This is a genomic window from Streptomyces sp. Q6 (genome assembly GCF_036967205.1).
Classification (GTDB): domain Bacteria; phylum Actinomycetota; class Actinomycetes; order Streptomycetales; family Streptomycetaceae; genus Streptomyces; species Streptomyces citrinus.
This window is the reverse complement of the sequence record NZ_CP146022.1, coordinates 7,624,533-7,646,786: the sequence shown is the minus strand read 5'-3', so window position 1 is coordinate 7,646,786 and position 22,254 is coordinate 7,624,533. Positions and strand designations below refer to the sequence as shown.

Below are 22,254 nucleotides of genomic sequence, written 5' to 3'. Positions count from 1 at the left end.
GTTCAGCCACGGGAGGACCTGGGGTCGAGGGCGTCACGGACGGCGTCACCGAGCAGGTTGAAGGCGAGGACCGTGATCACCAGGGCGCCGGCCGGTACGGCGAGGAACCAGGGGTCGGTGAGGTACCAGTTGCCGGCCTGGGCGGCGTTGAGCATCTGTCCCCACGACGGGGTGGGGTCCTTGACGCCGACGCCGAGGAAGGAGAGCGCGGCCTCGGCGGTGATGTTCGTGGGGATCATCATCGTGGCGTAGACGAGGACGACGCCCATCACGTTGGGGACGATCTGCTTGAGGATGATCGACCGGTGCGAGGCCCCGTACGCGCGGGCCGCCTCGACGAACTCCTGCTCGCGGAGGGAGAGCACCTGGCCGCGGACGACGCGGGCCAGGTAGGCCCAGCCGAAGAAGCCGAGAATGATCACGAGTGAGGCGATCGGCAGCAGGCTGCCCTCCCCCAACGCCGTGTCCCCGAGCCGGGACTGGAGGATCGGCGTCAGCGAGAGCACGAGCAGCAGGTGCGGGAAGGCGAGGAAGAGGTCCATCACGCGGCTGATGACCATGTCGACCTTGCCGCCGAAGTAGCCGGCGGCGGCGCCGAGGACGGTACCGAGGACGACGGAGACGACCGTCGCGAGCAGCGCGATGACGAGGGAGACCTGGGCGCCGTGCGCCATGCGCGCGAAGAGGTCGCGGCCGAGGCCCGGTTCGACACCGAGCCAGTGGTCGGCGGACGGGTAGCGGTAGTAGGAGAGCGGCAGGCCGGGGGTGCCGTAGTCGTCCAGGACGTCGGGGCTCGTCCGCGTGGTGTACGGGTCCTGCCCTTCGAGGGCGCTGAGCAGCGGGGCGAACACCGCGAACAGGACCATGAGGACCACCACGGCGAGGGCGGCGAGGGCGATGCGGCTCCGGCGGACGCGGAGCCAGGCGGTGCCGAGCAACGACCGGGCGGCCATCGGCGCCGAGGCCGAAGTCGGCTCGCCTGCCGAGGAGTTGGGGACGGCGTCACCGTCGGCGCCGGAGGGCGGCCGAGCGGGCAGCACTGGGGAATCCGTCACGTCGCGTGATCCATTCGGCGCTCGGGGGAGGGAATGGCGGGACGGTATACCAGGAGAGGCGGACCGCGATAGACCTGGCCACATTTTGGTATACCGGGAGCCTCAACACCGCGATATAGCGGGGCAATAGACTCTCAACCGGATTCCGTGGGGCGCACCGCACGCGCCGCCCACCACCCGTCTTCCCTTCTCGGTATACCAGGCCGTACGATCACGAACCTCCGGCGTACGAGCCGCACTCGACGCCCACGCCCCCGACGCCGACCCCAGGAGGCATCACCATGCGCACCCGCTGGCGCGCGCGCCACATCCTCGCCCACCAGGACGGCGGCCACGCGCTGCTGCGGGACGGCGAGGTCGTGTGGCAGGACGACACCGTGATCTACGTCGGACCGCGCTACGAGGGAGAGGTCGACCGGGAGCGCGACCTCGGCGATTCCCTGGTGATGCCGGGCCTCATCGACCTCGACGCGCTCACCGACATCGACCACCTGGTCCTCGACTCCTGGGCGGGCCCCGAGCGCGGCCCGGGTCTCCAGTGGTCCGCGGAGTACTTCGCGCGGCGCCGCCACGACGTGTTCACGCCGCGGGAGCGCTCGACCGTCCGCGAGTACGCCCTCGCCCAGCTCGCCCTGCACGGCATCACCACCTTCATGCCGATCGCCTCCGAGGTGCACAGTCGCTGGGCGGAGCCGTACGACGAACTGGTCGACATGGCGCGGACCGCGAGCCGCATCGGCCTGCGCGGCTACCTCGGCCCGGCCTACCGCTCCGGCGTCAACGTCGTCCTGCCGGACGGCACCAGGGACGTCGCCTTCGACGAGGAGGAAGGGCGCGCGGGCCTGCGGGACGCGGTCCGCTTCCTCGACCACCTGGCCGGCCTCGGCGACCCGCTGCTCACCGGCGTCCTGCTCCCGTGCCGCATCGAGACCCTCACCGAGGAACTGCTCGGCGACACGGCCCGCATCGCGCGCGAACGCGGGGTGCTCGTCCGTCTGCACGCGCTCCAGGGCCTGGTCGAACGGGCGATCATCCAGCGTCGGCACGACGGAATGACGCCGCTCGAACTCCTCGACAAACACGGCCTGTTGGCGCCGAACCTGCTGATCCCGCACACCGTCACCCTCGACCGGCACCCGTCCGTGCACGGCGAGGACCGCGGCGACCTGGCCCTGCTCGCCCGCACCGGCGTCTCCGTGATCCACTGTCCGCAGACCTCGCTGCGCTACGGCGAGATGCTGCACTCCTTCCGCGCCTACCGCGAGGCCGGGGTCAACCTCTGCCTGGGCACGGACTCCTTCCCGCCGGACCTGATCCGCGGCATGGACGTCGGTGTGCACCTGGCGAAGATCGCCGAGGGCCGCTCCGACGCCGCGCCCGCCGAGCACTATGTGGAGGCGGCCACGCTGGGCGGGGCCCGCGCCCTCGGCCGCGACGACCTGGGCCGCATCGCCCCCGGCGCGCAGGCCGACCTGGTCGCCTTCTCCCTCGACGACATCCGGGACGGCGTCCTTGACGACCCGGTCCGCACCTTCCTCCTCAACGGCACGGCGCGACAGGCCACGGACTCGGTCGTCGCGGGCCGCCCGGTCCTGGTCGACGGCGCCCTGCCCGGCATCGACCTGCCCGAACTCGCCCGGCGCGCCCAGGAGTTGTTCCAGAAGATGCGGGCGGCCTACAGCGAGCGGGACACCGAACGCCGCGCCACCGAGGCGCTGTTCCCGCCGACGTTCCCGGCGCTGCGCGCACCGCGGCGGCACCCGGCGCCCGTGAAGGACGTACGCACGTGACCCTCGCCGTGGAACGCGAACTCCCCTGCGGCGTCTCGCAGGTGGAGCGGACCGAGGAGCTGATCCGGGCCGGCATCCACGCCGGGACGTACGAGCCGGACTCGCGCCTTCGCGAGCGGGACCTCGCGGAGGCGCTCGGCGTCTCGCGCGTCCCGGTGCGCGAGGCGCTGCTGCGGCTCGCGACCGAGGGGCTCGTCGTCCTGGAACCGCGGCGCGGCGCACGCGTGCGGCGGCTGACCCTGCGCGATGTCGAGGAACTCTTCGACCTGAGGCTGAGTCTGGAAGTCTTCGCGGCACGCCGGGCCGCCGAACTCGTGGCGCGCGGCGTCGCTCACGACGGTCTTCGTACGGTGATGGACGCGGCGGAGACGGCGACCCTGCGCGGTGACGCGGCCGGCATCGCGGCCGCGAACACGGCCTTTCACGCCGAGCTCATCACCATGACGGGCAACCGGCTGCTCCAGTCGTCCTTCCAGCCGACCCTCGGCCTGATGCACTGGCTGTTCCGGCTGACCGGCACCGCGCACGGCGCGCACCGGCACTGCGCCGAGCACCGCCAGATCTGTCAGGCGATCGGCGCGGGCCGTCCCGGACTCGCGGAGGCCCTCACGTTCACCCATATCGACATCCGGCGGGAGCCGGTCATGCGGGCGCTGGCGGACATTCTGCCGCCCGAATGACCTTCCGGTCCGTGGTCCCGCGCACCGCCGGTCTCCGCGATGCGACCGGCGCGCGGTCACAGAAGACACATAGCTTTCAGTTTGTCCGGAAACGAACTGCGCTCGCCCTCGTCCACGCTGAATGATGTGGCTGCTTCAACATCAACTCCTGGCGAGACGAGGGCAATCGTGAAGGCACGGTTCAAGAAGGCGACCTCGGTCGGTGCGGCGGCGACGGCGCTGGCCACGGGCCTGGTGCTGGCCGGTCCGGCGAACCCCGCGAGCGCGGCACCGGACGTGTATTTCGTGACGTACGAATACACCAACGGATCGGCTCTCGTGAATGTCTACAACAACGGCGAATACGCCGGATACGGCGCCTGGGCCGCCGACCCGGGCGACCTCGGATTCTCCACCGGGGACACTCTGGTCGCCTCCGACCAACTGGCGGACGGCTACGGCATCGAGGTCACCCTGAGCACCGGCCGGGTCGCCTCGTCCCGCGGGTATTCCGCGCCGTACACGGACATCGCGACGGGCAACCTCGCCGAGGGCGCCACGTACACGATGAAGGTCTGCCTGGTGAAGGGCACGTTCAGCGACTGCCGCACCGGCGTCGACGTGCACGCCTGACCGGTGCGGGCGGTCAGCTCGGACCACGGGGCCGAGCTGACCGCCCGCACCCGCCGCGACTACCGTGCGCGCGAGCGCCGCCGCGAGGGCATCGGCCGGAGCACCCACAGCACCTGCCAGTACGCGATCCCCGCCAGCACCCACACCAGCGCCACCGCGCCGAGCCCGCCCCCGACGGCACCGAGGACCAGCGGGGCGAGGGTGCACTGGAGCGCGCTCGACAGGAGCCACCGCACGCCCACCAGCAGCGCCGCCGTCAGCGACACCAGGGCGAAGTAGAAGGCCAGCGCCCCGCACAACAACCACCGTACGTGCGCCGGAAGTTCACCGTGGACGTGCGCGACGGCCGCGCCGAGGCCGGTCGCGAGCACGGCGAGCGCGCCAGTGCTGAAGCAGTGCAGCGCCATGGCGATCCGCACGGGCAGCCGGGTGGGCGAGAGATGCGGCACGGCCGCGTAGCCGTAGCGCACCGAGAGCACCCAGATCGCCACGAGCAGCGCGAAGGCACCGGCCGTCACCCCGCCGAGGGTGAGGTCCCACTCGGCCTCGGACGCCTCGTCGATGACCTGGATCAGGCCTTCGCCGAGCACGATGATCACGTACAGGCCCAGTCGTTCGGCGAGGTGGGCGGGGTCCGTGCGCAGCGCGCTGACCTCCATGCCCGCGGCCCGCTCCGGGGTGGTCCGCCGGATGTGCTCCATGCGGTCCCGCGCGCCCTTGAGGATCCGGGTGCCGGAGACGGCGAACATGACGGTGAGGTCGACGGCGATGCCGAGACCCCACAGCGCGTACCGCCACGGCGCGTCCACGAACACGGACACCATCCACGGCACCGTGCCGAAGCCCAGCTGCACCAGCGGCCAGTCGACGACGACCTGCCCGCGGCGCCACATCCGGTCCCCGAGCAGCCGCAGCCCGACGTACGCGAGGGCGAAGGCGGCGCCGTGCGCGTCCCTGACCTCGGGCACGGCGGCGACCATCACCGCGAGCAGGACCATCGCCGCGAGCATGCTGGTCGTGCGCACCCGCTCGCCCGCGACGTTCCCGTACATGACGAAGTCCGCCCAGGCCGTCCAGAACGCCAGGTAGAGCACCACGTAGACGTAGACGTCCGTCGCCGAGCCGACGTCGTGCAGCAGATGGGCCAGCATCCCGATGCCCGCGACGACGACGAGGTCGAAGAAGAGCTCGGTCCACGACGCGTGCCGCTCCTCCGCGGTCGCGTCGGCCACCGGGGCGTCCGGTGGGGGTACGGGGGTGTCGGCGGTGTCGGCGGTGTTGTCCATGCGGTCGAGCATGGGCGACGGGCGGGCCGATCCCCGGTATTGCCCCCGCCGCGTGCACCAGGCGGACCGGCTGCGGCTCGCGGACGTCCCGTACGCCCTGGTCCGCGAGCCGCGCACAGCGGCGGCGCCCCGGTGCGCGTGAGGCCGATCCATGTGCGGCGCCACCAGGTGACCCGCCCCGGGCATGGGCTCCCGCACCATGTGCCGGGGTCGGTCCGCTGCCTACCGTGACGGTCATGAACACCACCCGCTCCCCTGAGGGCGACGCCACCGCCCCCCTCGCCGGCCCTGTCGCGTCCGGCGCCGCAGGCCGCTTCCTCGCAGGCCGGACCGCTCTGGTGACCGGTGCGGCGAGCGGCATCGGACGCGCCTGCGCCGTCGCCCTCGCCGACGCCGGGGCCCATGTGTACGTCCTCGACGTGGCGAAGAAGGCCGCCGACCAGGTGGCCGGGGAGATCGGCGGCACGGCCTGCGTCAGCGACCTGGCCGACCCGTCCGCCGTCGACCTGCTCCCCACCGCCGTCGACATCGTCGTCAACAACGCCGGACTCCAGCACGTCGCGCCGCTGCACGAGTTCCCGCCGGAGCGCTTCGCCCTCATCCAGCGGATCATGGTCGAGGCGCCGTTCCGCATCATCCGGCACACCCTGCCCCACATGTACGCGCAGGGGTGGGGCCGCATCGTGAACCTCTCGTCCGTGCACGGGCTGCGGGCCTCGCCGTTCAAGGGCGCCTATGTGGCCGCCAAGCACGCGATGGAAGGGCTCAGCAAGGTCGCCGCGCTGGAGGGCGCGCCGCACGGAGTCACCTCGAACTGCGTGAACCCCGGTTACGTACGCACCCCCATGGTCGAGGCGCAGATCTCCGACCAGGCGCGCGCGCACGGCATCGCCGAGTCGGAGGTCCTGGAGAGGATCATGCTGGAGCGCAGCGCGATCAAGCGGCTGATCGAGCCGGCGGAGGTCGCCGCCGCGGTGCTGTGGCTGTGCTCCGAGAACGCCGGCTTCGTCACCGGCACGTCGCTGCCGCTGGACGGCGGCTGGACCGCGCACTGAGCGCCCGATCGCCCCTCCCCGCCCCCCCACTCGCGGGTGCGTCCCCGTCGCGGGGCGCGTGCCCTTCCCTCCCCGAGGTTCTCGTCATGCCCCAGCTCGCCACCCGCTCCGCCGCCGCCCTCGGACACCTCGTGGAACTGCTGAGCACCGAGGCGTCCGCCGAGGAGTACATGGCCGTGGCCGCGCGGGCCCGCGCCGACGGCGTCGGCGAAGCGGACCTGCGGGAGGTCGACCGGGCGGTCTCCACCGCCCTCGGCGTCCGGCAGGTGCTGCGCCGCCAGCGCCGCCGCGAGGCCGAGCTCACCGCCCTGTTCGACACCGCGGGCGACCTCGCCGCGCTGCGCGACCTCGACGCCGTCCTGCACTCGATCGTGCGCCGCGCGAGAACGCTCCTCGGCACGGACACCGCCTACCTCACCCTGGTCGACGAGGCGACCGAGGACACCTTCATGCGGGTCACGGACGGCTCGGTGTCGCTCGCCTTCCAGCAGCTCCGGCTTCAGCTGGGCGAGGGCCTCGGCGGCCTCGTCGCGCAGACCCGGCGGCCCTACGCCTCCCCCGACTACCGCACGGACGAGCGCTTCCGGCACACCCGGACCATCGACCACGGCGTCCTGGACGAGGGGCTGGTGGCCATCCTCGGCGTGCCGCTGATCCTCGGTCCCGGGAGGGCCGGCGGCCGGGACGTCATCGGGGTCCTGTTCGCGTCCGACCGCGGCCCGCGGAGCTTCTCGCCCGACGAGGTGGCGCTGCTCGGCTCGCTCGCCGCGCACGCCGCGATCGCCATCGACACGGCGAAGGCGCTCGCCGAGGCCAAGGCGGCGGCCGCCGAACTGACGGAGGCCAACGCCGTCATCCAGGCGCACGCGACGTCGACGCAGCGCGCGGCGGAGGCCCACGACCGGCTCACCGATCTCGTCCTGCGCGGCTCGGAGGTGTCCGAAGTCGCCGAGGCGGTGGCCGGGTTCCTCGGCGGCCGGCTGACCATCTTCGACCCGCGCGGCGACGTCCTCGCCCGGTCGGACAGCGGTACGGAGATGACGGCGCCGGACCAGGAGGCGCTCAGGACGGCTGTCGGCCGGGCCCGCGCCGAGGGCCGTTCCGTGCGCGCGGGAGACGTCTGGTACTGCGCCGTCCTCGCCGGTCAGGAACTTCTCGGCAGCCTCGCCTTCCACGGCCGCCCGGACCTCGACGGCCCCGACCGCCGCCTGTTCGAGCGCGCCGGCACGATCACCGCGCTGCTCCTGCTGCTGCGCCGTACCGTCGCCGAGACGGAGAACCGGGTGCGCGGCGGACTCCTGACCGATCTGCTCGACGGGGCCGGGCGCGATCCCGTCCTGCTCGCCGAGCGCGGCCACCGGCTCGGTGTCGATCTGAACCGTCCGCACCTCGTCCTGGTCGCCGAGGCGGTGACGGAGTCGAACGACAAGCTGACGGCAGCGGCCCAGCGGTATCTCTTCGGCAAGGAGGGCCTGTGCTGCGAGTACGAGCAGCGCGCCGTCCTGCTCGTCCCCGACGACGGCACGGAGCCGGGCCTCGCCGCCCGCGCCGCCGCCGACCACCTCGCGCAGGGACTCGGCGCCCCCGTCAGCGTCGTCGCCGCGGGCCCGTGCGAGGACCCGGCAGCACTGCCCGGCTTCTACACCGAGGGGCGCCGCTGCCTGAGCGCGATGCGGGTGCTCGGGCTCGGCGGCGACGGGGCCTGCGCCGCCGATCTGGGCTTCCTCGGCGTCCTCCTGGGCAAGGAGCAGGACACGGCGAGCTTCGTGCGCAGGGTCCTCGGGCCCGTCCTGGAGTGGGACGAGCGCCGGGGCACCGAGCTGGTCCGCACGTTGCAGGCGCACTTCGCCGTCAACGGCAGCCATATCCGCGCCAAGGATCTGCTGCACGTCCACGTCAACACGGTGGTGCAGCGCATCGAGCGGATCGGCGCGCTCCTGGGACGCGACTGGGAGAGCCCGGAGCGCGCCCTGGAGATCCAGCTGGCGCTGCGCATCCACCTCGTCTCACAGGCGGGCCACCGCGGCTGAGCGGGCGATCAGACGGCCGCGACGCCCGCCGGGACCCGCAGCTCGGGGACGGTGGCCGCCCGGACGTCGTCGACGGTGACGCCCGGGGCGAGTTCGGCCAGGACGAGACCCTCCGGTGTCACGTCGACGACGGCGAGGTCGGTGATGATCCGGTGCACGACGCCGCGCCCGGTGGCGGGCAGGCTCAGCTCGTCGACGATCTTCGGGGTGCCGTCCTTCGCGGTGTGCTCCATGACGACGATCAGGCGGCGCGCCCCGTGCACCAGGTCCATGGCGCCGCCCATCCCCTTGACCGTCTTCCCGGGGATCATCCAGTTCGCGAGGTCACCGCCGGCCGACACCTGCATCGCGCCGAGCACGGACACGTCGATGCGGCCGGCGCGGATCATCCCGAAGGAGACGGCGGAGTCGAAGGACGAGGATCCGCGCCGCAGGGTGACCGTCTCCTTGCCCGCGTTGATCAGGTCGGGGTCCTCGGTGCCCGCCACGGGATAGGGGCCGACGCCGAGGACGCCGTTCTCGGAGTGCAGGACGACGTGGATGTCGTCGGGGAGGTGGTTCGGGATCAGCGTGGGCAGGCCGATACCGAGGTTCACGTACTGCCCGTCGCGCAGTTCACGGGCGGCGCGGGCGGCGAGCCGGTCGCGGTCGAGTGCCATGGCTCAGACCTCCTGGGCGGCGGGGCGGACAGTGCGGCGCTCGACGCGCTTGTCGGTGGGGTCGGCGGCGACGATCCGGTCGACGTACACGCCGGGCAGATGGACGGCGTCCGGGTCCAACTCCCCCGCCTCGACGATGCGTTCGGCTTCGACCAGGGTGGTGCGGCCCGCCATCGCGGCGAGCGGGTTGAAGTTGCGCGCGGCGCTGTGGAACACGCAGTTGCCGTGCCGGTCGGCGACCTCGGCGCGGACCAGCGCGAAGTCGGCGGTGATGGACTCCTCCATCAGGTACCGGCGGCCGGCGAACTCCCGTACCTCCTTGGGCGGTGAGGCCACGGCGACGCTGCCGTCGGCGGCGTACCGCCACGGGAGGCCGCCCTCCTCGACCTGGGTGCCCACGCCCGCCGGGGTGAAGAAGGCGGGGATGCCGCTGCCCCCGGCGCGCAACCGCTCGGCGAGCGTGCCCTGCGGGGTGAGTTCCACCTCCAGTTCGCCGGAGAGGTACTGCCGCGCGAACTCCTTGTTCTCCCCCACGTACGACGACGTCATCCGGGCGATCCGGCCGGCCGCGAGGAGCAGGCCGAGACCCCAGTCGTCCACACCGCAGTTGTTGGACACCACCCGCAGCCCCGACCGTTCGGTGCGGGTCAGCGCGGCGATCAGTGTCGACGGGATCCCGCACAGCCCGAACCCCCCGACGGCGAGCGTCGCCCCGTCCGGGATGTCGGCCACGGCGACCGCGGCCGAATCCACCACCTTGTCCATGTCTTCTCGCTCCCTCTCCGCTCGGCTCGGCCCGATGACCTGCCCGGTGCCCTCCACCTTCGCCTCGGGAGCGCCCGGCCGGTATGTGGCCCGGGACCATGGTCGGGACGGGGTCCGTGGTGGTGGCCGCCGCGTCGTACGGGAGGGAGCGGGCCGTCGGTCGCCGAGCGCGAGCCGGAGGCCGATGACGACGACGGACCGGACGAGGCCGAACCGGGAGTCAGCGTGAGAAGCCCTGCGCCGGGGGCGAAGGCCCACAGCGCGGCACCGGTCGCCATGGACCGCCGGTGCACGACACACCCCGGCCGACCGGGCCGCACACACCCCTGCCTCAGCACTCCTTGACGGGCTCCTCGACGGCGGACGTCGTCGGTGCGGCGGGGGTGACCTGGTCGGCGCGGCGGCCGACGGCGGGCGCGAGGAAGATCGCCGCGGTGGTGAAGGCGAGGACCACGATCATGGCGGAGCGCAGCCCGTAGTGGTCGCCGAGGAAGCCGAGGCTCGGCGGTCCGACGAGGAACGCGACGTAGCCGATCATCGCCACGAGGCTGACCCGGGCCGTCGCGTTGGGACCGGAGTCACCGGCGGCGGAGAGCGCGACGGGGAAGCCGAGCGAGGCCCCGAGACCCCAGAACAGGACCGCGGCACCGGCCAGCGCGGACGAGTCGGAGAAGACGACGAGCGCGATGCCGATCGTCGCCGAGACGGCGCTCGCCCGCACGACGGGCTTGCGGCCGAGACGGCCGATGAAGAACCCTCCGACGAACCGGCCGAGGGTCATCGCGGCGGCGAACCCCGTGTAGACGGCGGAGCCCAGGGCGGGTGCCATGGCGTGGCCGTCGACCATGAGCAGGGGCAGCCAGTCGTTCGCGGCGCCTTCGGCGAGCGCCATGGCGAGGATGATGCCGCCGACCAGGAGCAGCCACCGGTCCTTCCACACCTGCGTGTCGGCCGCCGCGCCCCCGTCGGCCGGACCGCCCTGTGTCCCGCGCGTCCTGCCGACCCCGGACGGGACGGAGCGGAAGGCGTGTCCGAAGAGAGCCGCCGTGAGTACGGCGACGGCGGCGAGGTGCCACTGCACGGGGAAGGCGAGCGCGGTGCACAGGATGCCGACGCCCGCTCCGACGACGGTCCCGAGGCTGTAGAAGCCGTGCAGCGTGGGCAGTACCGTCCGCCCGGTGATCTGCTCCACCTCGGCGCCGTCGATGTTGATCGCGACTTCGCCGCCGCCCATCCCCGCGCCGAAGAGGAGGAGTCCGGCGGCCACGCCCCAGGGCGAGGTGGTGAGCGCCCCCACCCCGATGACCACGACGCTGAGCACCACCAGGACGGTGCCGACGCCCATGACGGGCCGGGTCCCGTACCGGGCGACCAGCGCGCCGGAACACAGGATGCCGATCATCGAGCCGACCGAGAGCCCGAACAGGATCAGCCCCATCTGCGCGGTCGACGCGCCGAGTTGGTCCCTGACGTCCGGTGTGCGCGTCACCCAGGACGACATCGACAGGCCGGGTATGAGGAAGAAGACGAACAGGGCCGCCCGTCGGCGGCGCGTGGCCAGATCCATGAGTGACGTGCTCTCTCACACGACGCGGTCGCGTGGGTCTCGGACGGAGTCGGATGTGTACGAACGTACACGCCGACCCGCGTGACTCCGCACCGCGCTCCGCTGACCACTCGCGCCCGCGCCGCGGAACCGGACACCCGGGCGGACTCGTGTCGTCGTACACGGGGGTCGTCATGCAGATCATCGAAGTGACCGGGTACGCGGTGCGTTCCGCCGTCATCACCCTGCGGCGGAGGGGGACGCCGCTGGAGTTCGTGGTCTTCCCGATGCTGCACGTGGCCTCGCCGACGTTCTACTCCCAGGTGCGCAGGCGGCTGCGGACGTGCGACCTCATCGTCCTGGAGGGGATCCGGGGGAAGTCGGCCGCGGTGAGCACGCTCACGCTCGCCTACCGGTTCGCGCCGCGCCGCCGGCGCAACGGCCTCGCGGAGCAGAGGGACGACGCGCTGCTTCCCGAGTCGGTGCCGGTGATCCATCCGGACGTCACGGCGGCGGAGGCGATCGCCGACCTCAAGGAACTGCCCCGGTGGACGTACGTGCTGCTCCTGGTCGCGGCTCCGGTGATGGGCCTGGTGTTCGCGCTGCGCGGTCCGCGCGCGTTCCTCGACGAGGACCTGGCGGTCGACGATCTGCCCGCGACGGCGCGCGCGGAGATGCTCGCGGACAGCGACGTGGAACACGCGATGACCGACCGGCGCGACCGGCGGCTCCTGGATGCCCTGGGCGCGATCCTGGACGCGCGCGCCGACGAGCCGATCCGCGTGGCCGTCGTCTACGGAGCCGGCCATGTCCCGGCGATCGTCGCGGGCCTGATGGACCGTCACGACTATCGGCCGCGCGAGGCGGAGTGGCTCACGGTCTACGTCCCGGACTGAACACCCGGCCGCGGGGCGGGCCTTGGCGAGGAGGTCGCCGTCGCACCCGTCCCACGCCGCCCGCTCTACCGCGCAGGCCCCGCTGCCGCAACCGCTTTCGGCATATGCCGTACATGGAGGCCGCGCGCCGCCTACTGTTCCCGCCGGGGCCTGCAATCAGCCCCACCCCTGTCTCCCGGAGGAGAACCCATGACCAGTGTGGAAGTGTCCCTCAAGACCCTGCTGACCGAGGTCGAAGGCGCGCTGGGCGCCGCGGTCGTCGACTGGACCAGCGGCATGGCGCTCGGCACCCTGGGCGGCGGCAAGGACCTGGACCTGACCGTCGCCGCGGCCGGCAACACCGATGTGATCCGCGCCAAGATGCGCACCATGGAGGTTCTGGGCCTCAAGGACAAGATCGAGGACATCCTCATCACTCTGGGCACCCAGTACCACCTCATCCGCCCCGTGGCCGGGAAGACCGGGAACGGTCTGTTCATCTACCTCGTCATCGACAAGGCCCGGTCGAACCTCGCCATGGCACGTCACCACCTCAAGCGCACCGAGGAGCAACTGGAGGTCTGACCCCCGCGTCTTTCATTTGCCCGCTACTTGAAGAATTCTTCAAGTCTCCATGTCTGCATCTGTCGAACTCTCGGATTCGGCGGACCCGGCGGGGAAGGATTGGACGCCACCGGACGCAGCGACAGGCGAGGTCGCTGCGTCCGCTCCCCCGCGCCACCTGTACCACCCGCGTCACCCGAGTCAGGGAAGTGAGCGATCCCGTGCAGCCGCCCCTTTACCAGGTCAAAGCCGAGTTCTTCCGGATGCTCGGGCACCCCGTGCGCATCCGCGTCCTCGAACTGCTGCAACACGGCCCCGTGCCCGTGCGGGATCTGCTCCTCGACATCGACATCGAGCCCTCGAACCTGTCCCAGCAACTCGCCGTGCTGCGCCGTTCCGGCATCGTGGTCTCCACCCGCGAGGGCACCACCGTGACCTATGCCCTGGCCGGCGGCGACGTCGCCGAGCTCCTGCGTGCGGCACGCCGCATCCTCACCGAGCTCCTCTCCGGCCAGACCGCCCTGCTGGCCGAACTCCAGGACGTGCAGAACACCGAGGACGCCGAGGACACCCAGGACACCCAGGACGCCGAGCACCCGGGCCGTCCCATCGCGCGCTCGGGCCACTGAGCCCCGCCGCCTGACGCCCGCCGTCCCGGCGGCGTCCCGCACGGCCCCTCCCTCACGAGGCCCGCGTCGAATCGCTCCACCATCACACGCCGCGCCTTCCCGGCTCAAGGGATCGTCCCGGTCCGCTGTGATCAACTGCCGCGTCTTTCCGCGTAGATGACGCCGTACGGGGAGTAAGTCCCCGTGTTTCGCGCACAATTCGCACGCCGCTGCGTACAGCCCATTGACGCCCGGTCGGCACCCCTCATACCGTCACCCGTCGAAGCGCTTCGATAGATCCTTGCCGAACTCTGGGGGAACCAGCGGATGTTGACGATCCGGAGCACCAAGCACACGAGAACCCGGCGCGTCCGCGCCCTGGCCGCCGTCGGCGTGGCGCTCACCTGCGCCCTGGCCCTCACCTCCTGCGGTGGCGACGACGACAGCGGCGGCGGTGACGCGAAGACGCTGCGGCTGTGGCACTACGAGGCCGCCAACAGCGCGATGGGCGCCGCCTGGAACGAGGCGATCAAGGAGTTCGAGGCCAAGCACCCCGGCGTGAAGGTGAAGTTCGAGGAGAAGAGCTTCGACCAGATCCAGAAGACGGCGTCGATGGTCCTCGGCTCGGACGACGCGCCCGACATCATGGAGTACAACAAGGGCAACGCCACGGCGGGCCTGCTCTCCAAGCAGGGCCTGCTCACCGACATGAGCGCCGAGGTACGCGAGCGCGGCTGGGACAAGCTGCTCTCGCCGTCCGTCGCCACCACGAGCCGCTACTCACCGGCGGGCACGATGGGCTCCGGCAAGTGGTACGGCGTGCCGAACTACGGCGAGTTCCTCATGGCGTACTACAACGAGGACCTCTTCAAGAAGTACGACATCAAGGTGCCGACGACGTTCGACGAACTCACCACCGCACTGGGCGAGTTCAAGAAGAACGGCGTGACGCCGCTGGCCAACGCCGGCGCCGAGTACCTCGCCCACCAGTACGTCTACCAGCTCGCCCTCACCAAGGCCGACCGCTCCTGGGTGGACGGCTACGAGCTCAAGGGCAAGGCGGACTTCCACGACGCGGACTGGACGTACGCGGCCGAGACGTTCGCCGACTGGGTGAAGAAGGGCTACATCGACAAGAACACCACCAGCGCCACCGCCGAGAAGGCGGGCGTCTCCTGGCTCCAGCAGAAGTCCCCGATCATCTTCTCCGGGTCGTGGTGGTTCGGCCGGTTCCAGGACGAGGCCACGTTCGACTGGTCCTCCGGCGTCTTCCCCGGCGCCTCGCTCACCCCGGGCTCCGGCGGCAACCTCTGGGTCGTCCCCGCCAAGTCGAAGAACAAGGAACTCGCCTACGACTTCATCGACATCACCATGTCGAAGAAGATCCAGAACATGCTCGGCAACAAGGGCGGCGTCCCCGTCGCCGCCGACGCCACCGCCATCAAGGACCCCAAGTCCAAGGAACTGATCAACAACTTCAACACCCTGACGAAGAACGACGGGCTGGCGTACTACTCGGACTGGCCGGCCGCCGGCTTCTACGAGACGCTCGTCTCCGAGACGCAGAAGCTGATGACCGCAAGCGCTTCACCGGAGAAGTACCTCGACTCCCTCCAGGCGGCCTACGACAAGGGCGTGTCCAAGGGATGAGCCTCGCCGCCCCTCGCAAGGAGCGCGCGGCAGGGGCCCGGCGCGGCGGGACCGCACCCCTGCCGCGCCGCGGCCGCCGCGACTCGTACGCCCTCTTCCTCCTGCCCGGCGCAGTCGCCTTCCTCCTCGTGATCATCGCCCCGTTCGCGATGAACACGGCCTGGAGCTTCACCGACTGGCAGGGGGTCGGCGACCTCACGTGGTCGGGGCTCTCCAACTACCGTGAGCTTTTCCATGACGCGCAGTTCTGGGCGTCCTTCAGGCACAGCCTCTTCATGGTCCTGTCCATGGCGATCGTGCCGACCGTCGTCGGGCTCGTGCTCGCCGCGGCCCTCTTCGACTTCGTCGCCAAGCACTACGGCAGCAAGGTCACCACCGTGCTGCGGGCCTGCTTCTACCTTCCGCAGGTGCTGCCGATCGCGGTCGCGGGCATCGTGTGGAGCTGGATCCTCGCCCCCGACGACGGCGCGCTCAACGCGTTCCTGAGGGCGGTCGGGCTCGGCTCCCTCCAGCAGGACTGGCTGGGCGATCCCGATCTCGCGCTCTACTCCGTGATGGGCGTGATGGTCTGGGTGCAGATCGGCTTCCCGCTCGTCGTCTTCATGGCCGGACTCCAGCGCGTGGACCCGCAGTTGTACGAAGCCGCCGAGCTGGACGGGGCGGGCTGGTGGCGCCGTCTGTGGCACGTCACGCTGCCGCAGATCCGCCCCGAGATCCACGTCGTGCTCCTGTGGTGCACGATCGCCGCGCTCAAGGTCTTCGGCGCGATCTACGTCCTGACCAAGGGCGGCCCCGGCGGGGCGACGAACGTCCCGTCGTACTTCTCGTACACGACCTTCTTCGAGCAGACGCAGGTCGGCTACGGCGCCGCCATCTCCACCGTACTGACCGTGATCATTCTCGTACTCGCGCTCGTCGGTCTGAAGGCGCAGACGCGTGCCGAGGACGTCGAGGAAGGACGGGCCGCGTGAACGCCGCCATCCGCCGTCACCCGGTGCTCGTGACCCTCGGCGTCGCGGCGCTGTTCATGATCGCCCCGTTCCTGATCGTCGTCGTCAACGCGTTCAAGTCGCCCGAGGACTACTCGAACAACGGCCCGCTCAGCCTGCCCGACAGCCTCTACACCGACGGGATCACCGGCTTCTGGGAGCGCGTCGACTTCGGGCAGAAACTGTGGAACTCGGTCCTCATCAGCGGCTCCGTCGCCGTGCTCGCCGTGGTCCTCTCGGTCCTCACCGCGTACGCGATCGGGATCGGGCGGGTGCGCGGCCGCACCTGGGTGCTCGCGTTCTTCGTGCTGGCGAACATGCTGCCGCAGGAGGCGCTGGTCTACCCGCTGTACTTCCTGGCGAAGAAGGCGGACCTGTACGACACCCGGCTCAGCGTGATCATTGTGTTCACGGTGATCCAGTCGGCGTTCGGCACGTACCTGCTCTCCTCCGTCCTCGGGCGTTTCCCGCGCGAGGTGATCGAGGCGGCGCGGATCGACGGGGCCGGGAAGTGGCAGGTCCTGTGGCGGATCGTGGTGCCCATGAACCGGCCGACGATCGGCGTCCTGCTCGTCTTCTTCTTCATCTGGACCTGGAACGAGTTCCTGCTCCCGCTCGTCATGCTGCTCTCCAACGACAACCAGACGGTGTCGGTGGCGCTCGGTGTGCTCCAGGGACAGCGTCTGATGGACGCGACGATGACCAACGCGGCGGCCCTGCTCGGCGTGCTCCCCGCCATCGTCTTCTTCCTGCTCTTCCAGCGGACCCTGACCCGCGGCATCGCCGCCGGCGCGGTCAAGTGAGCCTCCCCCACGCGTAGTTCACGTAGTTCACGCATGTACGACGCCACCCGCATCGAAGGAGTCCTGCCGTGCACGACCGTGGAAGACCTGCCACCACCGGGATCAGCCGGCGCAACCTGCTCGCCGCCGCGACGGCCGCGCTCGCCGTCCCCGGCGCGCTGATGGCCGTGGCGGCGCCGCCCGCGTCGGCGGCCGCCGCGTACCCCTTCCGGAACCCGTCCCACTCGGTGGCGGCCCGGGTGAAGGACCTGCTCGGGCGTCTCACGCTCGACGAGAAGATCTCGCTGTTCCACCAGTACCAGCCGGCCGTCGACCGCCTCGGCATCAAGTCGTTCCGCACCGGCACCGAGGCGCTGCACGGCGTCGCCTGGCTCGGCAGGGCGACCGTGTTCCCGCAGGCGATCGGGCTCGCCTCGACCTGGGACCCGGAGCTGATCGAGCGCGTCGGCTCCGCCGTCGGCGACGAGGCGCGCGGCTTCCAGCAGGAGCGCCCGGCGGGCTGGGGCCTCAACCTGTGGGCGCCGGTGGCGAACCTGCTGCGCGATCCGCGCTGGGGCCGCAACGAGGAGGGCTACTCCGAGGACCCGTATCTGACCGGCGCGATCTCGACGGCGTACGGGAAGGGGCTGACCGGCGGCGACCCCGATCACCTCAAGACGGCGCCGACGATCAAGCACTTCAGCGCGAACAACAACGAGGTGCGCCGCGACCGCACCTCCAGCGACCTGCGGCCGCGCGTGAAGCACGAGTACGACCAGGCCGCCTTCAGGCCCGCGATCGAGGCGGACGCGGTGACCGGCGTGATGTCCGCGTACAACCTGGTCAACGGGCGCCCCTGCACGGTCGATCCGGACCTGAACGACGCCGTGCGCTCATGGACCGACCGCGATCTGCTGAACGTGACGGACGCCTGGGCGCCCAACAACCTGGTGACCGGCGTCGGCGCGCAGAACTACTACCCGACCCTCGCCGAGGCCGACGCCGCCGCGATGAAGGCGGGCATCGACAGCTACACCACCGACGACGCCGACTCTGCGCCGACCACGACCGCCGTGAAGAAGGCGCTCACGGACGGGCTGCTCACTCAGGCGGACATCGACCGGGCCGCGGGCCACATCCTCGCGATCCGTGTCCGCCTCGGCGAGTTCGACCCGAACGGCGGCCGCTACGGGGGACTCGGCAAGGAGGCGATCGACACCCCGGCGCACCGGGCTCTGGCGCGGGAGACGGCCGCCAAGGCGGCCGTGCTCCTGAAGAACTCGGGTGGCACGCTGCCGCTGCGCAGGTCCGCCGACGTGGCGGTGGTCGGGCCGCTCGCCGACACCCTCTACACGGACTGGTACGCGGGCACCCTGCCGTACGCGGTGACGCCGAGGGACGGCATCGCCGCCAAGCTCGGCAAGGACGTCGCGGGCAGCGAGGGCGTGGACCGCATCGCCCTGCGCAACGCGTCCACCGGGAAGTACGTGACGGCGGGCACCGGTACGGCGGGCGCGCCGCTGCGCGAGACCACGGCCGCGGCCACCGAGGAGACGGTGCGGTTCGACGTCTTCGACTGGGGCGCCGGCATCGTGACCCTGCGGTCGGTGGCCAACGGCCTGTACGTGGGCCGCGGCGACGGCGGCTTCGTCAACGACCAGGTGCAGCCGGGCGGCTGGTACGTGATGCAGCAGTTCAGCCTGGAGAAGCAGGCGGACGGCACGTACCTCCTGAAGTACGCGGGGTACGAGACCGCCGACTCCTGGTGGACGTCGCCGGTCTACCTCGGTCCGTCCGGCGCCGACGGCGTCCTCGGCCTGGTGGAGAAGGCGGCCGCCGCCCGCTACACGCGCGAGGTGGTGCGCTCCGGCACGCAGGAGGCCGTCGCGGCGGTCACCGGCAAGGACGCGGCGATCGTCGTCATCGGCTCGATGCCCGCGATCAACGGCCGCGAGAACCACGACCGCACCGACATGGGCATCGCCCCGGCGCAGGCGGCCCTGGTGGCGGCGGTGGTCGCGGCGAATCCCCGTACCGTCGTGATCGTCGAGAACAGCTACCCGACGACGATCGGTGAACTGGCCGCTCAGGTACCGGCGTTGCTCTGGACGTCGCACGCGGGCCAGGAGACCGGCAACGCCCTCGCCGACCTCGTCTTCGGCGACGCCAACCCGGCGGGCCGCCTCACTCAGACCTGGTACCGCTCCGAGGACGACCTCCCGTCCATCCTCGAGTACGACATCATCAAGCACGAGCGCACCTACTGGTACTTCCGGGGCACGCCGCTCTACCCCTTCGGCCACGGCCTCTCCTACACGACCTTCGCGTACGGGCAGTTGAAGCGCTTCGATGGGGGCTACACGGTCGACGTCACCAACACGGGCCGCCGCGCGGGCGACGAGGTCGTGCAGCTGTACGTCCACCAGCGCACGTCCCGCGACGTGCAGCCGATCCAGCAGCTCAAGGCCTTCCGGCGCGTGTCGCTGAAGCCGGGCGAGACGAAGACGGTCCGGCTGCGCCTCACCTCCCGGGACCTCGCGCACTGGGACGTCACCCGCTCGCGGTGGGTCGTGGAGTCGGCCACGTACGACATCCGGGCCGGGTCCTCGTCCTCGGACCTGCGCGCGCGCACGACGTGGAAGGTGTCCGGCGAGACCATCGCGCCGCGCGACCTGTCGCGCACCACCCGCGCGGAGAACTTCGACGACTACGCCTCGATCCGTCTGGTGGACGAGTCGAAGGCGCGCGGCACGGCGGTGGGGGCGACCGCGGACGGCGCGTGGGTGTCGTACGCGGACGCCCGGCTGGCGAGCGGCAAGGGCCGGTTCACGGCGCGCGTCGCGGGCACCGCGGGCACGCTGGAGGTGCGGCTCGGATCGCCGACCGGCCGCCGTGTCGCGTCGGCGGCGTTCGCCGGGACGTCCTCGGAGTACGCCTACGCGACGGTGACGGCTCCGCTCGACGGCGTACCCGCCGGCAAGGACGACGTGTACCTGGTGCTCGGCGAAGGGATGCGACTGGCGTCGTTCACCCTCGGGTGACGACGGGTTCCCGGGCCCGACCGGCGCCCCGGATTCGCCGGATCGAGCCATAACTCCCCGCGGGACCCCGCCGAGTTGATAGCACTGACGGTGCAGCGGGACTCGGCGTGGGAGTGAGTGCAACGATGGCGACGGACAGGCAACAAGAGCGACGCGTGGGCGAGTTGCCCCGGGAGACCGGGGCGCTGGTCGGCCGCCGGACGGAGCTGGACCGCGTGGCGCGGGCCCTCGAACCGCACCGGGTGGTGACGCTCGTGGGGGTCGGCGGCGTGGGCAAGACCCGGCTGGCCCGGAGCGTCGCCGCCCAGGTGCGGCCGGGGTTCGCGGACGGGGTGTGGTGGGTCGCGCTGTCGGGTCTGCGCGACGCGGAGTTGCTGCCGCACGCCGTCGCCGAGGCGTTGCCGATGTCGCACCAGACGAGCGTCCCGGTCATCGAGGCCCTCGCGGCCTACCTCGCCGAGCGCGACCTCCTCCTCGTCCTCGACACCTGTGAGCATCTGACGCACGAACTCCGTCCGGTGGTCGAGGAGTTGGTGGCCGCCGCGCCGGGGCTGCGAATCCTGGCCACGAGCCGGCGGCCGCTGGGGACGGCGCGGGAGGAGGTCCTGACCGTGGAGCCCCTGCCGGTCCCCGGACCGCGCACGGCGCCCGGCGCTGGACCGGAGACGGGACCGGAGTCCGACGCCATGGTGCTGCTCATGGAACGGGCGGCGGCCGCGGTGCCCGGCTTCACCGTCACGGAAGCCGGCCGTCCCGCCCTCGAAGAGGTCTGCCGCCAGCTGGAGGGGCTGCCGCTGGCGATCGAGCTGGCCGCGGCCCGGCTGAGCGAGCTGTCCCCCGGCGAACTCACCGACCGCCTCTCCGACCGGGTGTCCGACCGGTTCGACGTGCTCGGCGAGGGCGACGCCGCGCTCGACGACGCGGATCCCGTCTGGCACCAGGCGCTGCGCACCGCGATCGGCTGGAGCCACCAACTGTGCACGCCTGCCGAGCGGTTGCTGTGGGCGCGGCTCTCCGTGTTCGTGGGCAGCTTCGACCTGGAGGGCGCGGTCCAGGTCTGCGGCGACGACCGGCTGGACCGCGGGGAGATCCCCCGGCTCCTCGCCCAGCTCGCGGAGAAGTCGATCATCACGTGGGAGCCGACGGCGGCCGGCGAGCGGTACCGGATGCTGGACACGATCCGGGAGTACGGCGAGGGCTGGCTGCGGAGTCTGGGCGAGGGCCGTGAGTTCCGCCGCCGCCACCGCACCTGGTACGTGCGTCTCGCGCGGGACGGCGACGCGGCCTGGATGGGGGCCGACCAGTACCTCTGGTACGAGCGGATGCACGCCGAGCTCGACAACCTCCGCCTCGCCCTCGAATCGTGCCTGGGCTCCGCCGACAGCCGGATCGGCCTCGGCATGGCCGGTGACCTCTGGTTCCTCTGGTACGCGTGCGGGCTCGCCCGGGAAGGGCGGCACTATCTGGACCGCGCGCTCGCCGCGTTCTCCGGTCCGAGCCCGTTGCGGCTCAAGGCCCTGTACGCGCTGGGCCTGGCGCTGACCGAGCTGGGCGACCTGCCCGCGCTGGAGGAGTGCGCCGCCGAGGCCGTCCCGCTGGCGGCGCGGTTCGGCGAGGAGGAGGACAGCCTCGCGAAGTCGGTGGTCGCGGTGGCCGCCGCGCTGCGCGGCGACGTGGCGACGGTCCTGGACGTGACCGACGCGCTGCACGCCCGGCACAGCCGCTCGCTGGACTCCATGCTCTCCCTGGCCGGCCTGGGCTCCCTCGCGGTCGGCAGCCATGCGCGCATCGCCATGGGGATGGCCGAGGAGGCCCTGCCCGGCCTGGACGAGATGCGGCAGATCTGCGAGAAGACGGGCGAGAACTGGATGCGCGCCTGGGGCGACTCCATCCGCGCCCAGGCGGAGCTCGCGCTCGGTCGCATCCAGGAGGCCGAGCACTCCGCGCGGGCCTCGCTGACGGTCAAGCACCGCATGCACGACAACTTCGGCTCCGGCATGTGCCTGGAGGCGCTCGCCCAGTGCGCGATCGCCGAGGGCGAGGCCGAGCGGGCGGCCCGGACCCTCGGCCTCGCGCACCAGCTGTGGAACACGCTCGGCCGCCCCCAGGTCGGCATCCCCTCCTGGGTGGCGGCCCACGAGGACTGCGTCGCGCGCACCCGCGCGTCGCTCGGCGAGCAGGACTACGACACCGCTTTCGAGGCCGGCTACCGCACCGACCTCGACGCGGGGATCGCCCGGGTCCTGGGAGGCGCGGCGATCGCCTGA

The 22,254-nt window shown here is 71.7% G+C and carries 19 protein-coding genes; 14 read left to right on the top strand and 5 right to left on the bottom strand.

Annotated elements, in window-relative coordinates; all coding sequences use genetic code 11:
* Positions 1-2: 2 nt before the first annotated feature.
* Positions 3-1,040 (bottom strand): ABC transporter permease, encoded by a 1,038-nt coding sequence (locus V2W30_RS35050; protein WP_425244723.1) that lies wholly within the window; start codon positions 1,038-1,040, stop codon positions 3-5.
* Between the two features lie 296 nt (positions 1,041-1,336).
* Between V2W30_RS35050 and V2W30_RS35045 the strand changes: the two genes are divergently transcribed.
* The 3 genes from V2W30_RS35045 (at position 1,337) to V2W30_RS35035 (ending at position 4,137) form a co-directional block, all read left to right on the top strand.
* Positions 1,337-2,845 (top strand): chlorohydrolase family protein, encoded by a 1,509-nt coding sequence (locus tag V2W30_RS35045; RefSeq protein ID WP_338702617.1) that lies wholly within the window; start codon positions 1,337-1,339, stop codon positions 2,843-2,845.
* A complete protein-coding gene (locus V2W30_RS35040) occupies positions 2,842-3,525 on the top strand; it encodes a GntR family transcriptional regulator (RefSeq protein WP_425244635.1) in 684 nt (227 codons plus the stop codon). Before V2W30_RS35045 ends, V2W30_RS35040 begins: the two co-directional genes overlap by 4 nt.
* Before the next feature lie 168 nt (positions 3,526-3,693).
* On the top strand, positions 3,694-4,137 hold the full coding sequence (locus V2W30_RS35035; RefSeq protein ID WP_338702616.1) for a hypothetical protein: 444 nt from the start codon (positions 3,694-3,696) through the stop codon (positions 4,135-4,137).
* 59 nt (positions 4,138-4,196) lie between these two features.
* On the opposite strand, the gene V2W30_RS35030 is transcribed toward V2W30_RS35035, so the two are convergent.
* Entirely contained in the window at positions 4,197-5,423 is a 1,227-nt protein-coding gene (locus tag V2W30_RS35030; RefSeq protein ID WP_338702615.1) for a low temperature requirement protein A, read from the bottom strand.
* Between V2W30_RS35030 and V2W30_RS35025 the strand changes: the two genes are divergently transcribed.
* The 3 genes from V2W30_RS35025 to V2W30_RS35015 all read left to right on the top strand — a co-directional run bounded on the left by V2W30_RS35025 (position 5,422) and on the right by V2W30_RS35015 (position 8,508).
* Positions 5,422-5,565, top strand: a complete 144-nt coding sequence (locus V2W30_RS35025; protein WP_338702614.1) for a hypothetical protein — start codon at positions 5,422-5,424, stop codon at positions 5,563-5,565. The genes V2W30_RS35030 and V2W30_RS35025 overlap by 2 nt on opposite strands.
* A gap of 94 nt (positions 5,566-5,659) precedes the next feature.
* Positions 5,660-6,478: a 3-hydroxybutyrate dehydrogenase gene (locus V2W30_RS35020; protein WP_338702613.1), complete on the top strand. Its 819-nt coding sequence runs from the start codon at positions 5,660-5,662 to the stop codon at positions 6,476-6,478.
* Positions 6,479-6,564: 86 nt separating this feature from the next.
* Positions 6,565-8,508 carry a helix-turn-helix domain-containing protein gene (locus tag V2W30_RS35015; RefSeq protein ID WP_338702612.1) on the top strand — a complete coding sequence of 648 codons (1,944 nt, stop codon included), beginning with the start codon at positions 6,565-6,567 and terminating at the stop codon, positions 8,506-8,508.
* Between the two features lie 8 nt (positions 8,509-8,516).
* Here V2W30_RS35015 and V2W30_RS35010 read toward each other — a convergent pair whose 3' ends face one another.
* From V2W30_RS35010 to V2W30_RS35000, 3 genes are all read right to left on the bottom strand, one after another.
* Positions 8,517-9,167, bottom strand: coding sequence for a 3-oxoacid CoA-transferase subunit B (locus V2W30_RS35010; protein WP_338702611.1), 651 nt, complete (start codon positions 9,165-9,167; stop codon positions 8,517-8,519).
* 3 nt (positions 9,168-9,170) lie between these two features.
* Entirely contained in the window at positions 9,171-9,932 is a 762-nt protein-coding gene (locus tag V2W30_RS35005) for a CoA transferase subunit A (RefSeq protein ID WP_338702610.1), read from the bottom strand.
* Between the two features lie 331 nt (positions 9,933-10,263).
* Positions 10,264-11,499 carry an MFS transporter gene (locus V2W30_RS35000; RefSeq protein ID WP_338702609.1) on the bottom strand — a complete coding sequence of 412 codons (1,236 nt, stop codon included), beginning with the start codon at positions 11,497-11,499 and terminating at the stop codon, positions 10,264-10,266.
* A gap of 173 nt (positions 11,500-11,672) precedes the next feature.
* On the opposite strand from V2W30_RS35000, the gene V2W30_RS34995 reads away from it, so the two are divergent.
* From V2W30_RS34995 to V2W30_RS34960, 8 genes are all read left to right on the top strand, one after another.
* A complete protein-coding gene (locus tag V2W30_RS34995; RefSeq protein WP_338702608.1) occupies positions 11,673-12,374 on the top strand; it encodes a hypothetical protein in 702 nt (233 codons plus the stop codon).
* 189 nt (positions 12,375-12,563) lie between these two features.
* Complete coding sequence (locus V2W30_RS34990) at positions 12,564-12,938, top strand: hypothetical protein (protein WP_338702607.1); 375 nt, start codon at positions 12,564-12,566, stop codon at positions 12,936-12,938.
* Positions 12,939-13,138: 200 nt separating this feature from the next.
* The gene (locus V2W30_RS34985) at positions 13,139-13,546 is read left to right on the top strand and encodes a metalloregulator ArsR/SmtB family transcription factor (RefSeq protein ID WP_338702606.1); all 408 of its coding nucleotides are present in this window, start codon (positions 13,139-13,141) and stop codon (positions 13,544-13,546) included.
* Positions 13,547-13,852: 306 nt separating this feature from the next.
* On the top strand, positions 13,853-15,175 hold the full coding sequence (locus V2W30_RS34980; RefSeq protein WP_338702605.1) for an extracellular solute-binding protein: 1,323 nt from the start codon (positions 13,853-13,855) through the stop codon (positions 15,173-15,175).
* Positions 15,172-16,146, top strand: a complete 975-nt coding sequence (locus V2W30_RS34975; protein ID WP_338702604.1) for a sugar ABC transporter permease — start codon at positions 15,172-15,174, stop codon at positions 16,144-16,146. Before V2W30_RS34980 ends, V2W30_RS34975 begins: the two co-directional genes overlap by 4 nt.
* A complete protein-coding gene (locus V2W30_RS34970) occupies positions 16,143-16,967 on the top strand; it encodes a carbohydrate ABC transporter permease (RefSeq protein ID WP_338702603.1) in 825 nt (274 codons plus the stop codon). The genes V2W30_RS34975 and V2W30_RS34970 overlap by 4 nt, the downstream gene beginning before the upstream one ends.
* A 68-nt stretch (positions 16,968-17,035) precedes the next feature.
* A complete protein-coding gene (locus tag V2W30_RS34965; protein ID WP_338702602.1) occupies positions 17,036-19,987 on the top strand; it encodes a glycoside hydrolase family 3 protein in 2,952 nt (983 codons plus the stop codon).
* Between the two features lie 155 nt (positions 19,988-20,142).
* Positions 20,143-22,254 carry an ATP-binding protein gene (locus V2W30_RS34960; RefSeq protein WP_338702601.1) on the top strand — a complete coding sequence of 704 codons (2,112 nt, stop codon included), beginning with the start codon at positions 20,143-20,145 and terminating at the stop codon, positions 22,252-22,254.

What these genes read in the sequence shown, in the direction of transcription:
- V2W30_RS35045 (WP_338702617.1), top strand. Translation starts at nt 1,337, where the DNA reads ATGCGCACCCGCTGGCGCGCGCGCCACATCCTCGCCCACCAGGACGGC.
- V2W30_RS35015 (WP_338702612.1), top strand. Translation starts at nt 6,565, where the DNA reads ATGCCCCAGCTCGCCACCCGCTCCGCCGCCGCCCTCGGACACCTCGTG.
- V2W30_RS35005 (WP_338702610.1), bottom strand. Translation starts at nt 9,932, where the DNA reads ATGGACAAGGTGGTGGATTCGGCCGCGGTCGCCGTGGCCGACATCCCG.
- V2W30_RS35025 (WP_338702614.1), top strand. Translation starts at nt 5,422, where the DNA reads ATGCGGTCGAGCATGGGCGACGGGCGGGCCGATCCCCGGTATTGCCCC.
- V2W30_RS34980 (WP_338702605.1), top strand. Translation starts at nt 13,853, where the DNA reads ATGTTGACGATCCGGAGCACCAAGCACACGAGAACCCGGCGCGTCCGC.
- V2W30_RS34975 (WP_338702604.1), top strand. Translation starts at nt 15,172, where the DNA reads ATGAGCCTCGCCGCCCCTCGCAAGGAGCGCGCGGCAGGGGCCCGGCGC.
- V2W30_RS34990 (WP_338702607.1), top strand. Translation starts at nt 12,564, where the DNA reads ATGACCAGTGTGGAAGTGTCCCTCAAGACCCTGCTGACCGAGGTCGAA.
- V2W30_RS34995 (WP_338702608.1), top strand. Translation starts at nt 11,673, where the DNA reads ATGCAGATCATCGAAGTGACCGGGTACGCGGTGCGTTCCGCCGTCATC.
- V2W30_RS35020 (WP_338702613.1), top strand. Translation starts at nt 5,660, where the DNA reads ATGAACACCACCCGCTCCCCTGAGGGCGACGCCACCGCCCCCCTCGCC.
- V2W30_RS35010 (WP_338702611.1), bottom strand. Translation starts at nt 9,167, where the DNA reads ATGGCACTCGACCGCGACCGGCTCGCCGCCCGCGCCGCCCGTGAACTG.
- V2W30_RS35030 (WP_338702615.1), bottom strand. Translation starts at nt 5,423, where the DNA reads ATGGACAACACCGCCGACACCGCCGACACCCCCGTACCCCCACCGGAC.
- V2W30_RS35000 (WP_338702609.1), bottom strand. Translation starts at nt 11,499, where the DNA reads ATGGATCTGGCCACGCGCCGCCGACGGGCGGCCCTGTTCGTCTTCTTC.